The 18,777-nt window shown below is 72.9% G+C and carries 10 protein-coding genes; 9 read left to right on the plus strand and 1 reads right to left on the minus strand.

Annotated elements, in window-relative coordinates:
• Positions 1 to 275 precede the first annotated feature (275 nt).
• A complete protein-coding gene (locus tag ACIBJG_RS06665; RefSeq protein WP_399304638.1) occupies positions 276 to 3,218 on the plus strand; it encodes an AfsR/SARP family transcriptional regulator in 2,943 nt (980 codons plus the stop codon).
• Between the two features lie 104 nt (positions 3,219 to 3,322).
• Here ACIBJG_RS06665 and ACIBJG_RS06670 read toward each other — a convergent pair whose 3' ends face one another.
• The gene (locus ACIBJG_RS06670; RefSeq protein ID WP_399304640.1) at positions 3,323 to 3,508 is read right to left on the minus strand and encodes a hypothetical protein; all 186 of its coding nucleotides are present in this window, start codon (positions 3,506 to 3,508) and stop codon (positions 3,323 to 3,325) included.
• A gap of 202 nt (positions 3,509 to 3,710) precedes the next feature.
• Between ACIBJG_RS06670 and ACIBJG_RS06675 the strand changes: the two genes are divergently transcribed.
• From ACIBJG_RS06675 to ACIBJG_RS06710, 8 genes are all read left to right on the plus strand, one after another.
• Entirely contained in the window at positions 3,711 to 4,337 is a 627-nt protein-coding gene (locus ACIBJG_RS06675) for a TIGR00730 family Rossman fold protein (RefSeq protein WP_399304642.1), read from the plus strand.
• 58 nt (positions 4,338 to 4,395) lie between these two features.
• Positions 4,396 to 5,676 (plus strand): Zn-dependent hydrolase, encoded by a 1,281-nt coding sequence (locus ACIBJG_RS06680; protein WP_399304644.1) that lies wholly within the window; start codon positions 4,396 to 4,398, stop codon positions 5,674 to 5,676.
• Positions 5,673 to 6,467, plus strand: coding sequence for a thioesterase II family protein (locus ACIBJG_RS06685; RefSeq protein ID WP_399304646.1), 795 nt, complete (start codon positions 5,673 to 5,675; stop codon positions 6,465 to 6,467). Before ACIBJG_RS06680 ends, ACIBJG_RS06685 begins: the two co-directional genes overlap by 4 nt.
• 59 nt (positions 6,468 to 6,526) lie before the next feature.
• Entirely contained in the window at positions 6,527 to 11,530 is a 5,004-nt protein-coding gene (locus tag ACIBJG_RS06690; RefSeq protein WP_399304648.1) for an amino acid adenylation domain-containing protein, read from the plus strand.
• Between the two features lie 266 nt (positions 11,531 to 11,796).
• Entirely contained in the window at positions 11,797 to 12,000 is a 204-nt protein-coding gene (locus ACIBJG_RS06695; protein ID WP_399304650.1) for an MbtH family protein, read from the plus strand.
• Between the two features lies 1 nt (position 12,001).
• A complete protein-coding gene (locus tag ACIBJG_RS06700) occupies positions 12,002 to 13,213 on the plus strand; it encodes a cytochrome P450 (RefSeq protein ID WP_399304652.1) in 1,212 nt (403 codons plus the stop codon).
• Complete coding sequence (locus ACIBJG_RS06705) at positions 13,210 to 17,841, plus strand: amino acid adenylation domain-containing protein (RefSeq protein WP_399304654.1); 4,632 nt, start codon at positions 13,210 to 13,212, stop codon at positions 17,839 to 17,841. The genes ACIBJG_RS06700 and ACIBJG_RS06705 overlap by 4 nt, the downstream gene beginning before the upstream one ends.
• Before the next feature lie 35 nt (positions 17,842 to 17,876).
• The gene (locus ACIBJG_RS06710) at positions 17,877 to 18,638 is read left to right on the plus strand and encodes a hypothetical protein (protein ID WP_399304656.1); all 762 of its coding nucleotides are present in this window, start codon (positions 17,877 to 17,879) and stop codon (positions 18,636 to 18,638) included.
• Positions 18,639 to 18,777 lie beyond the last annotated feature (139 nt).

Consider the following 18,777-nt stretch of genomic DNA (forward strand, 5'->3'; position numbering starts at 1 on the left):
GCCCACGGGTCTCATGGCCGTGATGCCGCTGACGGATGAGGGTCTCCGACCGTCACGGCAGGCCCGACCGCCATGACGGCGGCTGCGCCGTCGCATTCTTCCCCACGAGATGGGTAGGGTCTCGCTGGTTCACTCTGACCTCAGGGGAACCGGGCAAGTGCGTGCCGGGCTGAGATCCAGACCGGTCCGAACTCCTGTCGGCCTCCTACTGGTTGGGCAGGGAAGTGATTCACGGTTCGGGGGGAACTTTGCCGGCCTTGGTCAACGAGGGTGACGTGGATGTGCCGTCGGTCCGGTTCCGTGTTCTGGGGCCCGTCGAGATCCTGATCGGGGGAAAGCCGGTCCCCTTACGGGCGGGACGTCAGCAGACCGTCCTGTCGATGCTGCTCCTGGAGGCCAACCACGTCGTCGGCACCGACCGCCTGATCGACGCGATCTGGGGGGACGACCCTCCGACGACGGCGGGCAGCCAGATACAGATATGTGTGTCGGCGTTACGCCGCATCCTGGCCGAGGCCGGCCAGATCATCGAGACGCGCGCGCCGGGATACCTGATCCGGGTCCGGGCGGACCAGCTCGACATGCAGGTCTTCGAGGACACGGTGGCCGAGGCCGGGCGGGTGTTACGGGCCGGATCGGTGGCGGAGGCCGCCGCCCTGCTGCGCGACGCACTCGCGCTGTGGTCCGGCAACGCGCTGGCCAGCGTCACCAGCCGGCTCGTCCGGGCGAAGGCCGCCCGGCTCGACCAGGCCCGCCTCAGCGTCTACGAGGAGTGCGTGGACCGGGAGCTCCAGCTGGGCAGGCACCGCGAGCTGGTGAGCGAACTGATGACCCTCGTCTCCCAGAACCCGCTGCGCGAGCGCCTGTGCGGCCAGCTCATGCTGGCCCTCTACCGCTCCGGCAGACAGGCCGAAGCGCTGGAGACCTACCGCACCGCCCGGGCCGAACTCGTCGACCAGCTGGGCATCGAACCGGGTGAGGAACTGCGGCGGCTCGAGAGCGCCATCCTCACCCAGGAGCCCGGCCTCGACTGGTCAGGAACCGCCGAGCCGGCCGCGCACACCGGCGGCCCCCACCAACTCATCGCGGCCACCAGTGACTTCACCGGACGTGCGGACTACGTGGACGCGATGGAGCGCGCGTTGAAGCCGTCCGACGTCTCGGCGGGCCCCTGCGGTGTGGTCCCCATCGTCGTCGTCGCGGGCAAGAACGGCGTGGGCAAGAGCGCCCTCGCCATCCATGTGGCCCACCGCCTCGCCGCGGCCCACTTCCCCGACACGCAGCTCTACGCGGACTTGAGAGGGACCCGGTCCGACCCCCTCTCCAGCGAGGAACTGCTCATGTCCTTCCTGCGGGCCCTGAGCCCGTCCGGCACCAAGTTCCCCGACGCCGTGGAGGAACGTGCCCGGCTCTACCGCAGCCGGCTGGCGGCCCGGAAGGCACTGATCGTGCTGGACGACGTCGCCGACGAGGCCCAGGTGCGGATGCTGCTGCCGGGAAGCGCCGGCTGCGCGGTGATCATCACGAGCCGGGTGCGGCTGACCGGCTTCCCCGGCTGCCGGCTCGTCAACCTCGGCCAGTTCGACCAGAGCGAGGCCATCGAGCTGCTCGGCAGGGTCGTCGGCGAGGACCGGGTGCGCGCCGAGCCGGCCGCCGCCCACACCCTCTCCGAGCTGGTGGGCGGCCTCCCGCTGGCGCTGCGGGTCGCGGGTGCCCGACTTGCCGCGCGCCCCCACTGGACGCTGGAGACCATGGTGCGGCGGCTCGCCGACGAACACCGGCGGCTGGACGAACTGGTCCACGGCGACCTCGCGGTACGGGCCAGCATCTCGCTGACCTACGGCACGCTGCCGCCCCAGGTGCGCCTGCTCTTCCGGGCGTTGAGCGACCTGCCATGGGACACCTTCCCGAGCTGGGTGGCCGCCGCCGTGCTCGACATCGGTGTGCGGGAGGCGGAGGACCTGCTCGACGAGCTGGTCGACGCCCACCTGCTCGACTACATCGCCGCCGGCGCCTCCGGAGGTATCTCCTACCGGTTCCACGTGCTGATCCGCATCTTCGCGCGGGAGCAGTCCGTCGAGGGCCCGGAGCGCGAGGCCGACGGCCGGCGGCTCCTGGAGCGGGTGTGCGGCGGCTGGCTCTTCCTGGCCGAACACGCCCACGGGCTGCTCTACGGTGGTCAGTTCACGCTGCTGCACGGCACGGCTCCGCGCTGGGAGCCGCGCGGAGGGTTCCATGAGATCCCCATGCGCGACGCGTTGGGCTGGCTGGAGAGCGAACGCCTCAACCTGACGGCCGCGGTACGGCACAGCGCCGGTGCGGGCCTGGACGAACTGTGCTGGGACCTCGCCAGCACGCTGGTGACCCTCTTCGAGGCCAGGGGCTACTTCGACGACTGGACGGAGACGCACAAGTTCGCGCTGGCCGCGGTCCGCGAGACCGACAACCGCCGGGGCATCGCCGCGATCCTGTCCTCCCTCGGCTCGCTGCACGTCACCCGCCGCCAGAGCGGCACGGCACCCGAGCTGCTCGACCGGGCCATGGAGATCTTCGAGGAACTGGACGACCGCCACGGCCAGGGCCTCGTCCTGCGCAGCCAGGCGTCGCTGGACTACCACATGGGCGAGACCCGGCTCTCGCTGGCACGGTACGAGTCGGCCCTGAGGGAACTGCGCCGGGCCGGGGACCGGATCGGCGCCGCCCACGTCCTCGTCAACATCGCCCAGCACCGGCTGGACGCCGACGCGCCGGACGAGGCGGTCAAGCAACTGGACGAGGCCCTCGGCATCTGCCGGGCCGTCGGGAGCAGACGCACCGAGGCGCAGGTCCTGTACCGCCTCGGCCTCGCGCAGCTGGAGCAGGACCGGGTCGACGCGGCCCGTGAGGCGTTCACCACCGTACTGCTGCTGGTGCGCCAGAACGACGACCTGGTGGGAGAGAGCTACGCCCGCCTCGGGATGAGCGCGGTGCACATGAGACTGGGCAACTTCCAGACGGCAGAGACCATGCTGCGCAAGACCCTGGAGATCAGCGAGGAACTGGCGGACACGGTCGCGCAGGGCCGGGCCCTGTTCGAGCTCGGCAGCCTGCTCGCCCAGGGGGCCGACCGGGCCGGAGCACGCCGCCATCTCGAACGTGCTCTGGCCATCTTCCGGGAACAGAGTCTGAGGCTGTGGGAGGACCGGACGCTGGAGGCCCTGGACTCGCTGCCGGGCTGAGCTGCCGGGCTGAGCTGCCGGGCTGACCTGACGGACGGAGCCGGAGGCGCTGAGCCTGACGGACGGATCCCCCGGCCGGGCTCCCGCCGGGGTGCGGGCCGGGCTCAGGTCCAGGGAGTGTCCCCGTCCGGGTGCTCGGACGGCGGCGGCGTCGTTCCGCCGTCCGCCCCCTCGGACAGCTGCGATGTCGTCGCGGTGGCCGGCGCCACTGCCGCGGCCACCGCCGGAGCACCCGCCGCCAGGACGGTCGCGGCCAGCAGAACGGACAGAATGCGCGAGGTACCAGGCATCGTTCGATCCCCTCCAGGTCAGTGGTACATGTCGATCGGATGACCCGGACGTTACGGAGCCGACGTATCGCGGCCGTATTCATGCCCTGTCGCCCGCCCATCGCCACCACCGCTGCGGCGGCGATCGGCCACCGATAGGGGAGCGATAGCCGCACACGAAGAATCGGAGAGTCAATCACTGGGATTCACGACAGGGGACACCGTGGACACTGCTCTTTCGGATCCTTCTGCGGCGGCGCGGAAGACGGAACGCCTCTCGGTCTGCGTGTTCTGCGGAGCACGCCCGGGCACGTCGCCCGAGGCCGTGCGGCTGGCCCACGAGGCCGGCGTCACGCTGGGGCTGCACGGACACGACCTGGTATACGGCTCGGGCGGCGCGGGCCTGATGGGGGAGGTGGCACGCGGCGCGATGTCCGCCGGGTCCCGGGTCACCGGCATCGTGCCGCGCTTCCTCTACGAACTCGAACGCGCCGACCAGGCAGACGTCGACGAAATGGTCATCACCGAGGACATGTTCGACCGGAAGCGGGAGATGATCCGCCGGTCGGACGCCTTCATCGCTCTCCCCGGCGGCTACGGAACCCTTGACGAGATCCTGGAAGTCGTCTCCCTGAACTGCCTCGGCCAGTGCCCCAAGCCGCTCGTGCTCGTCGACCTCGACGGCATCTGGGAGCCGCTGACCGCCCTGTTCGACAGGGTCCTCGCCGACGGCTTCGTCCGGCAGACCACTCAGGCCCCCTTCCACCTGGCCGGCTCGGTCGCCGAGGCGGTCGATTTCGTCGAGCGCCACACGCGGTCCGCCGCGGACACGGTGCGGGTGGGCGCATGACACCCCCCGGGCCGACCACGTACCCCGGTTGCGGGGCCGTAGACAGGAGTGCGGACCGGTGACCACCACCACGCAGACCGGGACCGCGGCGTCCCGCGCCCTGCGGATCGACGGGGCCCGGCTGCTGCGCCGCATCGACGATCTCGGCCGGATCGGGGCCGGCCCGCTGGGCGGGGTCACCCGCCCGGCTTTCAGCGCCGAGGACCGGCAGGCCCAGAGTCACCTCCGGGCCGAGGCCGCGGGGGCCGGGCTCCGCAGCGAGGTCGACCCCGCGGGCAACGTCATCATCAGACGGGCGCACGACACGGGCCCGGGGCCCGTCGTCCTCATGGGGTCGCACCTGGACACCGTCATCAACGGCGGGCGGCTGGACGGGGCCTACGGAGTCCTGGCCGCGCTGGAGGTGATGCAGACCGTCGCCGAGGCGGGCATCGAGCTCGTCCACGACCCCGTCGCGGTGGCCTTCGCCAACGAGGAGGGCGCCCTGTTCCCCCAGCCCTTCTGGGGCTCCATGGCGCTGACCGGCCAGTTCCGCCGGCTGCCCGACGACCCCCGCGACCGGCACGGCAACTCGCTGGCCGGACCGCTGCGCCAGGCCGGTGGTGACCTCGCGCAGGTGGCCCGGGCCGCCTGGCCGCTCGGGTCGGTCCGGGCCTATCTCGAGCTCCACATCGAACAGGGCCCGGTCCTCGAGGAGTCGAACCTGCCGATCGGAGTGGTCACGGACATCGTCGGACGGGTGGTCTACGACGTCCGGGTGCGCGGCCGGGCAGGGCACGCCGGAACCACTCCGATGGGCCGGCGCCGTGACGCGGCGGTCGCGATGAGCCATGTCGTCATCGCTGCGGAGCGCACCGCGACGACCGCGGCCCGGTGCCGCGTCGCGACCGCGGGATGCGTGACGGTGTCACCCGGCGCCACCAACGTGATCCCCAGCGAGGCGCTCATCTCCGTGGAGTTCCGCGACGAATCCGCGGCCCGGCTCGCCGACGCTGCGTCGTCCTTCGTCGCCGAACTCCGGGCGGTCTCCGAGCTCACCGGCTGCGAGATCCGGGCCGAGGAGACCCTGCGCACCGTCCCGGTGCCCACGGACCCCGGCCTGCAGGACCTCATCGCCGCCTGCGCGGACGACCTGGGGCTCAAGCAGACCCGGCTGCCGAGCGGCGCCGGCCACGACGCCCAGATCGTCGCGGCCGTCGCTCCCACCGGGATGATCTTCGTGCCGAGCCTGAAGGGGCTGAGCCACACACCCGAGGAGGACACCGCCGCGGCCGACCTCGTAGCCGGTGCGGACGTCCTCCTGCAGGCCGCCCTGTCCCTCGGGACGGGGGACGGATGAGAGCGGCCGCGGCCTCCTCCGACATGTTCCACGTCCCACAGCCGTTGCCGGGCGCCCCCGTACGGCTCATCGGCGTCCCCTACGCCGGAGGAGGGGCGAGCGTCTTCAAGGGGTGGCACACCGGTCTGCCGGACATCGAGCTGGCAGCGGTCCGGCTGCCGGGGCGCGAGTCCCGCTTCGGCGACCCGCCCTACACGCGGATGGGGCCGCTCGTGGCCGACCTCGCGGACGGGATCGCGGCGGCCGCCGACCGCCCGTACGCCCTGTTCGGGCACAGCATGGGCGCCCGTGTCGTCTTCGAGGTCGCGCGACGGCTGCGTACTCTCGGCGGCCCGCAGCCCCGGTACCTCTTCGTCTCCGGCTGCCGGGCGCCCCACCTGCCCCTGCGGCCGCCGACCGGACACCTGACGGACCCGGAGTTCGTGGAGGAACTGCGGGCCCTGGGCGGCGCACCGCCCGAGTTCTTCGCCGAACCGGAGCTCGTCGCACTGCTGCTGCCCCTGCTGCGCGCCGACTTCGCCGTCCTGGAGTCCTACGTCCACACCGCCGCGACACCTCTGGACATTCCGGTCCGGGCGTTCTGCGGGGACGCCGACCCGCATGTCTCGCGGGCGCAGGCCGCCGCCTGGAGCGAGCACACGTCGTCCCGCTTCGGACTGACACCCGTTGCGGGCGGCCACTTCTACCTCGGCGAGCAGCGTGCCGCGCTCCTGTCCACGATCCGTGACGACCTCCAGCACGGCCCGGGCGGACGCCCGGACCCTGATAGCCCGCCGAAGGAAGCGCGATAGACACCCCCGACACGCTCCCACCACGCACAGGCCCCCGCCCCATCGCTGACTGGAGGGACATGCCCAGCTCTGCGGAAACCGCCGAAGAACGGCGCCGGTCCCTGGACGCGCGGCTGCTGCGCCGCCGGTCCGAACGGGCCGCCGGCGCCCAGCCCGTCCGTACGATCCCGCGCGCCCCGCGCACCGGCCCGCTGCCCCCGTCGTCGGGACAGCGACGCTTCCTGCTGCTCAACGACCTCGACACGGCCGGTGACGGCGCCGCGGGCACCGGCAACTTCGCCTTCTGGCTCCGGCTGCGCGGCGACCTGGACCGGGACGCGCTGGAGAGCGCCCTCAACGAGCTGTGCAACCGCCACGAGGTGCTCCGTACCGTCTTCGCCACGGACGCCGGCGTCCCGGTCCAGATCGTGCGGGATCACCTGCCCGCACCCTTGCCGCTGCACGACCTCAGCCGTGAGGCCGACCCGGCGGGCCGGGCGCGGGCCGTCGCGACCGCCCGGGCGCGGGAGGTGTTCCGGCTCGGCACGGACACGCCCTTCCGCCGGGACCTGATCCGGCTGGGCGAGCGGGACCACGTACTGCTGCTGAGGATCCACCACATCGCCGCCGACGGCTGGTCCGAGGGTGTGCTCAACCGTGAACTGTCCGCGCTCTACGGGGCGTTCCGCCGGGGCGAACCCTCACCGCTGCCACCGCTGCCGATCCAGTACGCCGACTTCGCGGCCTGGCAGCAGGAGCAGCTCACCGGTGGGGTGCTCGACGGGGAGACCGACCACTGGGCCGGTCTGCTGGACGGCCCGCCCGCCGCCACCGAACTGCCCTTCGACCGGCCGCCGACCGCCGACAGCGGTACGGACGGAGCGGTGCTGCGGATACCCGTCGACCGGTCCGCACACGACCGGATCAGCGCACTGTGCACGGCCCACGGTGTCTCGCTGTTCCACGCGCTGCTCGGCGGCTACGCGGCCCTGCTCACCCGCTACTCGGGCCAGAGCGACATCGTGGTCGGCGCTCCCGTCGCGAACCGCCACCACGCCGAGACGGCCGGCCTGATCGGCTTCTTCGTCAACACCGTCGCCCTGCGGATCGACACGTCCGGCAACCCCGCCTTCGGGGAACTGCTGCGCCGCGTCAAGGACATCGCCCTCGACGCCGCCGACCATCAGACGGCGCCCTTCGACCAGGTCGTCCAGCGGGTCGCGCCGCCCCGCGAGCCGGGCCGCCAGCCACTGGTGCAGACGATGCTCCAGGTGCACAACACCCCCCGGGCATCCGTCGAACTCGACGACCTGCACGTCGAGTACGAGCAGCTGTTCACCGACAGCACCTCCGCGGATCTGGCCGCGAGCTTCGTCGAGACGGACGGAGAACTCGAGGCGCTGTGGGAGTACCGGTCGGAGCTGTTCGACCCCGCGACCGTACGCCGCGTCCACCAGGACCTCTTCGCACTGATCGATGCGGCCGCGTCGCACCCCGCCCTGGGCGTCGCCGAACTGGACCTGCTCCCGGCGGCGGAGCGGGAGTGGCTGCGGCGCCGGTCGCGAGGACCGCGCAGGCCCACGCCGGACGGCGTCCTGGAACTGTTCGCGGCGCAGGTGCGGCGCACCCCGAAGGCCCCGGCCGTGGTCTGCGGGACCGACACCCTCACCTACGCCGGGCTGGAGGACCGGGCCGATGCCCTGGCGCATCACCTGGGCGCCCTCGGCGTCACCGGCGGCGACCTCGTCGGGATCTGCCTGGAACGCGGCGCCGACATGGTGGTCTCGGTCCTGGCCGTCCTCAAGGCCGGTGCCGCCTACCTGCCGCTCGACCCGGCCTATCCGCCCGGCCGGCTGCGGCTCATGGTGGAGGACGCGCGGCCGGCCCTGGTCCTCACCCACGCCACGACGGCGGACCGCCTCGGACCGCACCCGGCACGCACCGTGCGGCTGGACCTCGTCCGGGAGACGCTCGCGGGCCTGTCCGGACACGCCCCGCGGGCCCGGCCCGGCCCGCAGGACCTGGCCTATGTCATCTACACCTCCGGCTCGACCGGCATGCCCAAGGGCGTCGCGGTCCCGCACGGCGGACTGGCCAACTACCTCGCCTGGGCCGGGGACCTGTACCGCACCGGCGGCGGGGGGTCCGTACTGCACTCCTCGCTGAGCTTCGACCTCACGGTCACCTCCTTCTTCCTGCCCCTCCTGTCGGGGGAGCCCCTCGTCGCGGTCCCCGACGAGCAGCCCCTGCCCCGACTCGCCGCACTCCTGACCGACCCGCGCCGGGAGCCGGCCATGGTCAAGCTGACGCCTTCCCATCTGCGTGCCCTGCGCGGCGAGGTCGCCGCGGCTGATCCGGCGGACGCCGTGGCCGCCTTCGTGATCGGCGGCGAGGTCCTGCCCGCCGATCTCGTCGCGGTATGGCGCCTCCTCGCGCCACGGGCCAGGTTCTTCAACGAATACGGACCGACGGAGGCCGTGGTCGGGTGCTGCGTGCACGAGGTGACCGAAGACCCGGACGCCGGTGCGCCGGTGCCGATCGGCGTCCCCGTCGACAACACCGAGCTCTACGTGCTGGACCGGGCCGGGAACCAGGTCCGCCCCGGAACCATGGGCGAGCTGTACATCGGCGGATCACAGGTCGTGCGCGGCTATCTCCACCGGCCCGCCCTCACCGCCGAGCGCTTCGTGCCCGATCCCTTCAGCGGCGTACCCGGCAGCCGCCTCTACCGCACCGGAGACCTGGTCCGGTACCTGCCGGACGGGGCGCTGGAACTCATCGGGCGCACCGACGACCAGGTCAAGATCCGCGGACAGCGGGTGGAGACCGGCGAGGTCGAATTCGCCCTGCGGAGCTGCGCCGGAGTGGCCGACGCGGTCGTGGTCGTCGGCGGCCCACCGGGTGCTGCCGCCCTCGTCGGCTACTACGTCGCCGAGGCCGGGGCGGACCCCGGCCCCGGCGAACTGTGCGACGCCCTTGCCCGGACCCTGCCGCGGCACATGGTCCCGGCGGTCCTGATGCCGCTCGGTGTCATGCCGCTCACCGGGAACGGGAAGGTGGACCGGGCCGCACTGCCCGACCCGGGCGGCGTCGCGCGGCCCGAGCCGGAGTCCCGGGCCGCTCCCGCCGACACCGTGGAGGAGCAGCTCGCGCAGATCTGGGCCCGGATCCTGGGCTGCGAACGGGTCGGCGTCCTCGACGACTTCTTCGAGCTCGGCGGGCACTCCCTGCTCGCCGCCGAGGTGATCGAGCACATCGGCCGCACCTGGCCCCGGATCCCCGTCCGGGGGATGCTGCGGGAGATCTTCCTGCATCCGACGGTCCGCGGGCTCGCCGTGGCCCTCAGGACGGCACTCGCGGCACCGGCCCTGCCTGCCGCGCACAGCGCCGAACCGCTCGAGCGTCCGGCCCGGCCCGGCCCGCTGCCGTTGTCACCGGCGCAGGAGAGCCTGCTCGTCCAGGTGGAGCTGTCCGGGAGCCCGCACGAGTACCTGGTCCCGCAGGCGCTGCGCCTGTACGGCATGCTCGACGTCACCGCCCTCCGGCAGGCCCTGACCGCGATCAGCGACCGGCACGAAGTGCTGCGCTGCCGGTTCCCCCGCGACGCCTCGGACCACTGCTACGCGCTGCCACCCGGCCCGGAGCCCGCGCTGGAGGAGCACGACCTGTGCCACCTGCCGCCAGCCGAGCGCCCGGACGCGGTCGCCGCGCTGCTGCGCACCGAGGTGACCACACCCCTGGACCTCGCGGCCGGCCCGTTGCTGCGGGCCCTTCTGATCCGCGACGGGGACGACCGGCACCTGCTGTGTCTGACCACCCACCACCTCGTCTTCGACGGGCGGTCGCAGCAGATCCTGTTCAGCGCGCTCGCGGCCGAGTACACCCGGGCGTCGTCCGGCGGCCTGCCCGCGCCGCCCGGACCGACCCCGCAGTACGCGGACCTCGTCGGTGCCCTGCGGCAGCAGGCCGAGAACCCGCCGGAGGAGGACCTGGCGTACTGGCGCGACACCCTGGCGGGAACACCCGGCCTCGCCCTGCCCACCGACCGTCCGCGCGGCGCCTTCCGTGCGGGCACCGGCCGGGCGGTCGTGTTCACGGTGGAGCCCGCTACCGTCACCGCCCTGCGCCGTCTCGCGAAGGACCGCTCGGCCACGCTCTTCATGACGTTGCTCGCGGGGCTGCAGTGCCTGCTGTCCCGGCACACGGGGCAGCGGGACTTCGCGGTCGGCACCTCCGTCGCGGGGCGGGGCGTGCCCGGGAGCGGCGATCTGATCGGGCTGTTCATCAACCAGGTCGCCCTGCGCGCCGACCTCACCGGGGACCCCGGCTTCGACGACGTCGTGGAACGCGTCCGGCAGCGCTGCGCCGAGGCGTTCGCCCGCTCCGACGTGCCGTTCGACCGGGTCGTCCGCGAGGTACGCCCCGAACGCGTCGTGGGCGCCAACCCGCTGTTCCAGGTCGCCTTCGAACTGGCCCAGGCACCGTGGAGCGGCGAGACGGAGACCGGGCTCAGGCTGCGGGAGGACCCCGTGCCGGTGACCGTCTCCAAGTTCGACCTGACGGTGGCGTTCCGCCCCGACGGAGACCGGCTCCTTGGCGAAGTGGAGTACGACATGGCGCTCTTCGACGAACAGCGGGTGCGAGGCCTGGCGCAGGACCTGGGCCAGGTACTTGACGAGGTGGCGGCCGATCCCGCGACGCGGGTCAGCGGCCTGCTGCCGGACCGGACCGGAGCGGCGGCCGGGCAGACCCCGTCCGACGACGCCCCACCGCGGAAGACCGCTCCGGCCGAGGAGCTCAGCCACGCCGAGCAGTTGGTGGCCGACGCCTACCGTGCCGTACTGCCGGCGGAAGGCTTCGGGCCCGACGACGACTTCTTCGCGCTCGGCGGCCACTCGGTGCTCGCCCTGCGCGTCGTCTCACGGCTCCGCAAGGCCCTCGACCTCGACATCCCGCTCGACCTGATGTTCCACCACCCCACCGTACGGACGCTGGCCGAACAGATCGAGGCCCTCCTGGTCGCCGAGATCGAGGCCCTGCCCGAGCCCGAGCCGGCCGAGCGCCTGGCGGACGGACGGCGCTAGGGCGTGTTTCGAAAGTCCCGCCTGCCGGGCGGCGTCTGGCACTTCCCCGAGCTCTCGGCTTCGCTCGAGCAGGGGAGACCCCATTGCTCGCGGCGTTGCCGAAAAGCCCTGGTAGCTCCGCTACGAGGACTTCCCGGCGCCTTGCGATCGCACGCACCAGACGCCGCCCGGCCCGCCCTCCGGGCGGACGGCGCTACTTTCGAAACACGCCCTAGCGCGGGTTCGTGAACGATCGCGCACCCACCCGATCACTCAAGGAGGAGACCATGTCCGAGACCGGCCCCGTCGAGCACTACAAGGTGGTCCTCAACCACGAGGAGCAGTATTCGATCTGGTCCGCCGGCCGGCCCAACCCGGCGGGATGGACCGACGAAGGCACCAGCGGAACCCGCCAGGAGTGCCTGGACCGGATCGAGGAGGTCTGGGTCGACATGCGGCCGCTGAGCATCCGCACCCGCGGCGGGCGATGAGATGACGACGCTGCAGGACGCGGAGACCGTACGGGACCTGTCGGACCCGGAGCTGTACCGCACCGGCGACCCCGAGACGGCCTGGGCACGACTGCGCGCCCGTACACCGGTCTGCTGGACCGAGCGGGCCGACGCACCCGGCTACTGGGCGGTGACCAGCCATGCGATGGTGTCGCAGGTCCTCAAGAACGCTGCCGTGTACAGCTCCGAGAAGGGCATGCGGCTGGACGCCGACCCCGCGGCGACGGCGGCCAGCGCGGGCAAGATGCTGATCGTCACCGACCCGCCCCGGCACGGAGCGATCCGGCGGATCATCAACTCCAGCTTCACCCCCGCGATGGTGCGGCGGCTCACCGACACCATGCGGGCGACCGCGCGCAGTGTGGTGGCCGAGGCCGTCGAGGCGGGGGAGTGCGACCTCGTCGACGTGGCGTCCCGGCTGCCGCTGTCCGTCATCTGCGACATGCTCGGCGTGCCGGAGTCGGACTGGAACCACATGCTCGCCCTGACCCGCACCGCCTTCGGCACCAGTGATGCCGAGGGCGACGCCCGCCTGCGCAGCGAGGCCCACACCGAGATCCTGGTGTACTACTTCGAGCTGATCCGGCGGCGCCGCAAGGAGCCGGGCGAGGACATCGTCTCCGCTCTGGTGAGGGGCACCGTCGACGGCAGGCCGCTGACCGACAGCGAGGTCTACCTCAACTGTGACGGGCTCATCTCCGGCGGCAACGAGACCACCCGGCACGCCACGGTGGGCGGCGTGCTGGCGCTGATGGCCCACCCCGGCGAGTTCGGCCGGCTCCGCGCCCGCCCGGAACTCGTCGACACCGCGGTGGAGGAGATTCTGCGCTTCACCAGCCCCGCACTGCACGTACTGCGCACCGCCACCCGGGACACCGAACTGGGCGGGCAGCGCATCTGCGAAGGCGACCGGCTGGCCCTGTGGCTGCCGTCGGCCAACCGGGACGAGCAGGTCTTCCCCGACAGCGCCCGCTTCGACGTCGGACGCACCCCCAACCGGCACCTCGCGTTCGCCGCCGGTACCCACTTCTGCCTCGGCGCGGCACTGGCGGGACAGGAACTGAGGCTGCTGTTCGAGGAGATCGTCCGCAGCGTGCGCCATGTCGAGCCGACCGGCCCGGTCCGCCGCCTGCGATCCAACCTCGTCTGGGGATACGAGTCCGTACCCGTGCGCATGGAAGGGAAGCCATGACCGACATCGCCCCGCCGGCCGACCGCACAGGCCGGCTGTCCCCGGCCAAACAGGCGCTGCTCCAGCGCCGGCTGGCCGGCGGCCGCAGCCGTGCCGAAGCGGAGTTGAGCGCCATCGAGCAGGTGGACCCCGCGCTGCCCGTCCCCGTCTCGCCCGCGCAGCGCGGCCTGTGGATCCAGGACCGCTATCTGGAGGGCAACGCCCTCTACAGTGCCAACGAGGCGATGTGGCTGCACGGCCGGCTCCACCTCCCGGCCCTGCGCACCGCCGTGGACCGCCTGGTGGAACGGCACGAGGCCCTGCGGACCATCTTCCCCGGCACCTCCGAGCCGCTGCAGATGGTGCGGCCCCCGCGACCGGGCAGCCTCAAGCTCCTCACCCTGGGCGGCAAGGACCGCGCCGAATGCCGCGACCGCGCCCGGGAACTGGCCCGGCAGGAGGTCGCGACCCCGTTCGACCTGGCCGCCGGGCCCCTGTTCCGGGTGCTGTTGATCACCGTCGCCGAGGACGAGCACCTGCTGGTGCTCAACATGCACCACATCGTCACCGACGGCTGGTCCTTCGATGTCCTGGCCCGTGACCTCGCCGAGTTCTACTCCGCCGCCGCCGAGCGGCGCGAGGCCGTCCTGCCCGGTCTCCGCGTCAACTACCGCAGCTTCAGCGCCTGGCAGCTCGGCCGGCAGGACCCGGCCCGGCTGGACGAGCAACTCGCTTACTGGCGCGGCGCGCTGGCCGACATCGCCCCGGTGCTCGACCTTCCCGCCGACCGGCCCCGGCCACCGCAGCAGTCCTACCGCGGTGCCGCCGTCACCGGACACATCGCGCCGGAGACCGCCGCCGGCGTCCGGGCCCTCGCGGCCGCCCGGGGCACGACGGTCTTCGCCACCCTGCTGGCGACCTTCCAGGTCCTGCTCCACCGCTACACCGGCCAGCCCAAGTTCGCCGTCGGAACGCTGCTGCACGGCCGGGGCCACGCCGAACCGGGCGAACTGGACGACATGGTCGGCCTGTTCGCCTCCACCGCGGCCCTGCCGGCCGACCTCGGGGACCGTCCCCGGTTCGACGCCTTCCTGGCCCGCACGCGCCTCAACGTCATCGAGGCGATCGCCCACCAGGACGTGCCCTTCGACCGGGTCGTCGAGGAGCTGGCGCCCCCGCGCGACCTCAGCCGCAACCCCCTCTTCCAGACGCTCTACCAGCACCTGGAGCCCGGCGAGAAGCCGTGGACGCTGACCGGCCTGACCGTGGAGCCGACCCACCTGGGTACTGCCACCTCCAAGGTCGACCTGGGCCTGTTCACCACGGACCGGGGTGCGCAGGGCATGCGCGTCGATCTGGTCTTCGCGACGGACCTCTTCGACCCGTCCACCGCCCAGCGGATCCTGGACCACTTCCTCCACCTGGTGGGCAGCGTCGTCGCGGACCCGCACGCACCGGTGGACACGCTGGACATCCTGCCCGCCGACGAGGCCGGGCGGATCCTGCGGGAGTGGAACGCCACGGACGCCGGCTATCCCACCGACCGGTGCCTGCACGAACTCTTCGAGGAGCAGGTCGCCCGCACACCGGACGCACCTGCCGTCGTCACCCCGGACGGGACCGTCAGCTACGCCCAGCTCAACGCACGGGCCAACCAGGTCGCCCACCTGCTGCGCGAACAGGGCGTGCGGCCGGACGTGTTCGTCGGCCTGTGCGTCCGGCACAGCGTGGAGATGTTCGTCGGCATCCTCGGCATCCTCAAGGCCGGCGGTGCCTACGTACCGCTGGATCCCGACCATCCGGCCGACCGCCTGGCCTACGTCCTGGAGGACACCGCGGCACCGATCGTCCTGACGCAGGACGCCGTCCGCGACCGGGTGCCCGGGACGACGGCGCAGGTCATCTGCCTCGACGGCGACCGGCCCGCACACCACCCGGAGCACGACCCGGGACGGACGGCCCTGCCCGGGGACCTCGTCTACGCCATCTACACGTCCGGTTCCACGGGGCGCCCCAAGGGTGTCCTCATCACCCACCGGGGGCTGAACAACTACCTGGTGTGGGCGGTGCGCGGATACGGCCTCGAAGGCAGCTCCGGCGCGCCGATGCTGGGGTCGATCGCCTTCGACCTGTCCGTGCCGAACTTCCTGCTGCCATTCATCGGCGGCCGCGACGTCACCCTGCTGCCGGAGGACCGGAGCCTCGAAGGCCTCGCCGAACTGCTACGCCGACCAGGGGACTTCAGCCTGCTGAAGATCACCCCCGCCCACCTCGACGTACTGCGGGCCCACCTGGACGGCGAGCACCGCACCGAGAAGCCGGTCACCTCGGTCCGGACCTTCGTGGTCGGCGCCGACGAGGTGAAACCGGAGACCGCGGCGGCCTGGCAGCGGATCGCCCCGGGCGCCCGGATGATCAACGAGTACGGTCCCACCGAGACGGTCGTCGGATGCTCGGTCTACGAGATCCCGGCCGACGGGGCCCCACGCGCGGTCGTGCCGATCGGCAGGCCGATCGCCAACACACAGATGTACGTACTGGACGACCACCTGAGCCCCGTACCGCCCGGCGTGACCGGTGAGCTGTACATCGGCGGCGACGGTGTGGCCCGCGGCTACCTGAACCGCCCCTCGCTCACCGCGGAGAAGTTCCTGCCCGACCCGTACAGCCGCACGCCCGGGGCCCGCTTCTACCGGACCGGCGACCGGGCACGCTTCCGCCCCGACGGAAACCTGGAGTTCCTCGGCCGTATCGACCACCAGGTCAAGATCCGCGGCTACCGGATCGAACCGGGCGAGGTGGAGACCGCACTGCTGCTGCACCCGTCGATCGCCGAGGCCGTCGTGGCCGTCCGGGAGGACAAGCCGGGCGAACGGCGGCTCGTGGGCTACGTGGTCCCGGCCGGCACGGAGGCGCCCGGCCCCGCCGAACTGCGGGACTTCCTGCGGCAGTCGCTGCCCGAGTACCTGGTGCCCGCCGTCATCGTGATCCTCGGCGAACTGCCCCTGAGTAACGGGGGTAAGGTCGACCGGCGGCTCCTGCCGCCGCCCGCCGGCCTCCGCGGTGAAACGACCACACCCTCCGTGCCGCCCAGCGACGGACCGGAACGGATCCTCGCCGACATCTGGGCCGACATCCTCGGCCTGGACCACGTCGGCGCGCACGACAACTTCTTCGACGCCGGCGGCGACTCGCTCCTGGCCCTGCGCGTCGTCGCCCGGGCCAGGGAAGCCGGCCTCGCCCTCCGCCCGCGGACCCTCTTCGAGTGCCAGACCCTCGCCCGGCTGGCCGAGGCCGCCACGCCCTGCGAGCCGTCCGCCCCCCTGCCCCGGGCGGGGGAACACACCGCGCAGCAGGCCGGCGAGGCGGGCTTCACACCGCTGCAACGGTGGTTCCTCGAAGCGCCGCTCGACCATGCCGCCCACGTGGCCACCGAACTCGTCGAGATCGACTGGACCCCCGAGGCAGCCGACCTGGAAGCCGTGCTGCACCGGCTCACCGCACACCACGAGGCCCTGCGCCTGCGGCTGGACCACGGACCGGACGGCGCGCCGCGCCTGCGCACGGTGGCATGCGAGGAGTCGGCCCTGCTGCGCGAGAGGGACCTGACCGGCACCGCTCCCGAACACTGGCCCGCCGAGACGCGCCGCACAGCCGCGGAACTGGCCGCCGGCATCGACCCGGCCCACGGCCCGCTGCTCCAGGCGGCCCTGCTGCGCACCGGGACGGGCATGGACCGGCTGCTCCTGGCCGTCCACCACCTGGGCACCGACGCGGTGTCCTGGCGGATCCTCATGGACGACCTGTCACAGGGATGGCAGCGACTGCGTCACCACGCACCGGCCGAACCGCCGGCACCGGCCGTGCCCGTCTCCGCCTGGGCCCGTGCCCTCGCCGGACTCGCGGCGTCGGACGCCGTCGCCGGGGAGGCGGAGTTCTGGGAGCGGCAGGACGCCGGGAGCTCCCTGCCGGCCGACGCGGCCCTCGGGCCGAACAGCTCCGCCTCGTCCCGGACCGTCACCCACCGCCTGCCGGGCGGGAGGACCGACACCCTCGTCGCGGGGACCGGCCGGGGCGAGGGCACCGTGGCCCAGCAACTGCTCGCCGCACTGGCCCTGGCGGTCGCCGAGGAGGGGACCGGCGACGACGTCCTCGTCGAGGTCAACGGTCACGGCAGGGACGGCGGCAACACCGGCCTGGACCTGTCCCGCACGGTGGGCTGGCTCGCCGTACGCCACCCGCTCCGTCTGACCGTCCCGCGGGAGCCGCGGAGTCCGGGTGCGCGGCGTGCGGCACTGGTCGCCCAGGCGAACCGCGTCCCCGGCGACGGACTCGGGTACGGGCTCCTGCGGTACCTCTGCCCCGACCCCTCCGTTCGAGAACGGCTGGCCCGTGCGCGACGGCCGGAGATCGCCTTCAACTACCTGGGGCGGTACAACTCCGGGAGCGCGGCCGCGCCGGGCTGGCGCTGGCTGACGGACACCCCCGAGCTGACGTCGGCCGACGAGGACCGGGAACACCTGCTGGAACTCGTCGCCGCGGTGGTGGACGGGGAACTGAGGCTGAACTGGACCTACTCCGCCAACCGGCACCGGGAGTCCACCGTCCGCAGGATCGCCGAGGCCCATCTGCGGCACCTCTCCGCCTGACCACGACCGATCACACACCGGCGAAAGGAGGCGTCATGGAGACGGACACGGGCGGTGGACGGCACTCGGTGCTCGCCCTGCAGTTCACCGGACTGCCTGAGGACCAGAAGCTCGACCTCCTCACCAAGGAGGTGGACTGCCTGCGCGTTGATCCCCTGACCGTGGACCGCACCGGATCCCTCGGCCTCCCGGCGCTGGCTGCCCGCATCCGGGACGGCCTCACGGACGGCCCGCCCGAATTCGTGCTGGCCCACTGCACGGCCGCGCCGCTGGCCCTGCACCTGGCCGCGGCATGCCGGCAGCGGTTCGGCACGGCACCGCACGCCGTGCTGCTCGACCCGGACCCCGGGTCGTCGGCGTATCTCTTGGACGAGTTCGCCGTCCTCTGCGGGAACATCGGTGCCGACCCGGGGGCGGCGTCGGCACGGGCTGCCGGGCTGGAGGGCGCCGCCCTGCTGACGGCGCTGCGGGCCGAGCTGCTGGCACTGAAGGACGGTCTGATCGAGACGTACGGAGGGGACCAGGACGCCGAGGAACTCGTCGAACACCTCCTCACCCGATACTGCGTCTGGCTGGCCTTCCTCGCCGCTGGGCCGGCGGCCGGGCCGGTCCGCGTCACCGGCCCCGTCTCGGTGATCACCGGCAGGCCCGCAGCCGACCTCGCCGGCCTGGTGACCGACCCCTCCCGGGTGACGGTCCACCGGTGCGCGACGCACGGGCAGCCGCTCCTGCTGAGCAAGGCGGCGGACACCGCCCTGCGGGCCGTCCTGGCAGACGGCGCGGGTCATTACACCTAGTGGGAGAACGAGAGGAGGGGGGGGGGCGGCCGGCCGCCCCCCCCCCCCCCCCCGGGCCCGGCGCCCCCCCGGGGGGGGGGGCGGGGGGGGGCCCCCCGGGCCCCCGCGGGGCCGCCCACAAAACCCCCCCCACCACCCC

Origin of the sequence: Streptomyces sp. NPDC050422, assembly GCF_044458665.1 — a bacterium.
Classification (GTDB): Bacteria; Actinomycetota; Actinomycetes; order Streptomycetales; family Streptomycetaceae; genus Streptomyces.

Excerpts from the sequence above, each read along its gene's own strand:
- ACIBJG_RS06705 (WP_399304654.1), top strand. The coding sequence starts at position 13,210 with ATGACCGACATCGCCCCGCCGGCCGACCGCACAGGCCGGCTGTCCCCG.
- ACIBJG_RS06695 (WP_399304650.1), top strand. The coding sequence starts at position 11,797 with ATGTCCGAGACCGGCCCCGTCGAGCACTACAAGGTGGTCCTCAACCAC.
- ACIBJG_RS06710 (WP_399304656.1), top strand. The coding sequence starts at position 17,877 with ATGGAGACGGACACGGGCGGTGGACGGCACTCGGTGCTCGCCCTGCAG.
- ACIBJG_RS06700 (WP_399304652.1), top strand. The coding sequence starts at position 12,002 with ATGACGACGCTGCAGGACGCGGAGACCGTACGGGACCTGTCGGACCCG.
- ACIBJG_RS06685 (WP_399304646.1), top strand. The coding sequence starts at position 5,673 with ATGAGAGCGGCCGCGGCCTCCTCCGACATGTTCCACGTCCCACAGCCG.
- ACIBJG_RS06690 (WP_399304648.1), top strand. The coding sequence starts at position 6,527 with ATGCCCAGCTCTGCGGAAACCGCCGAAGAACGGCGCCGGTCCCTGGAC.
- ACIBJG_RS06670 (WP_399304640.1), bottom strand. The coding sequence starts at position 3,508 with ATGCCTGGTACCTCGCGCATTCTGTCCGTTCTGCTGGCCGCGACCGTC.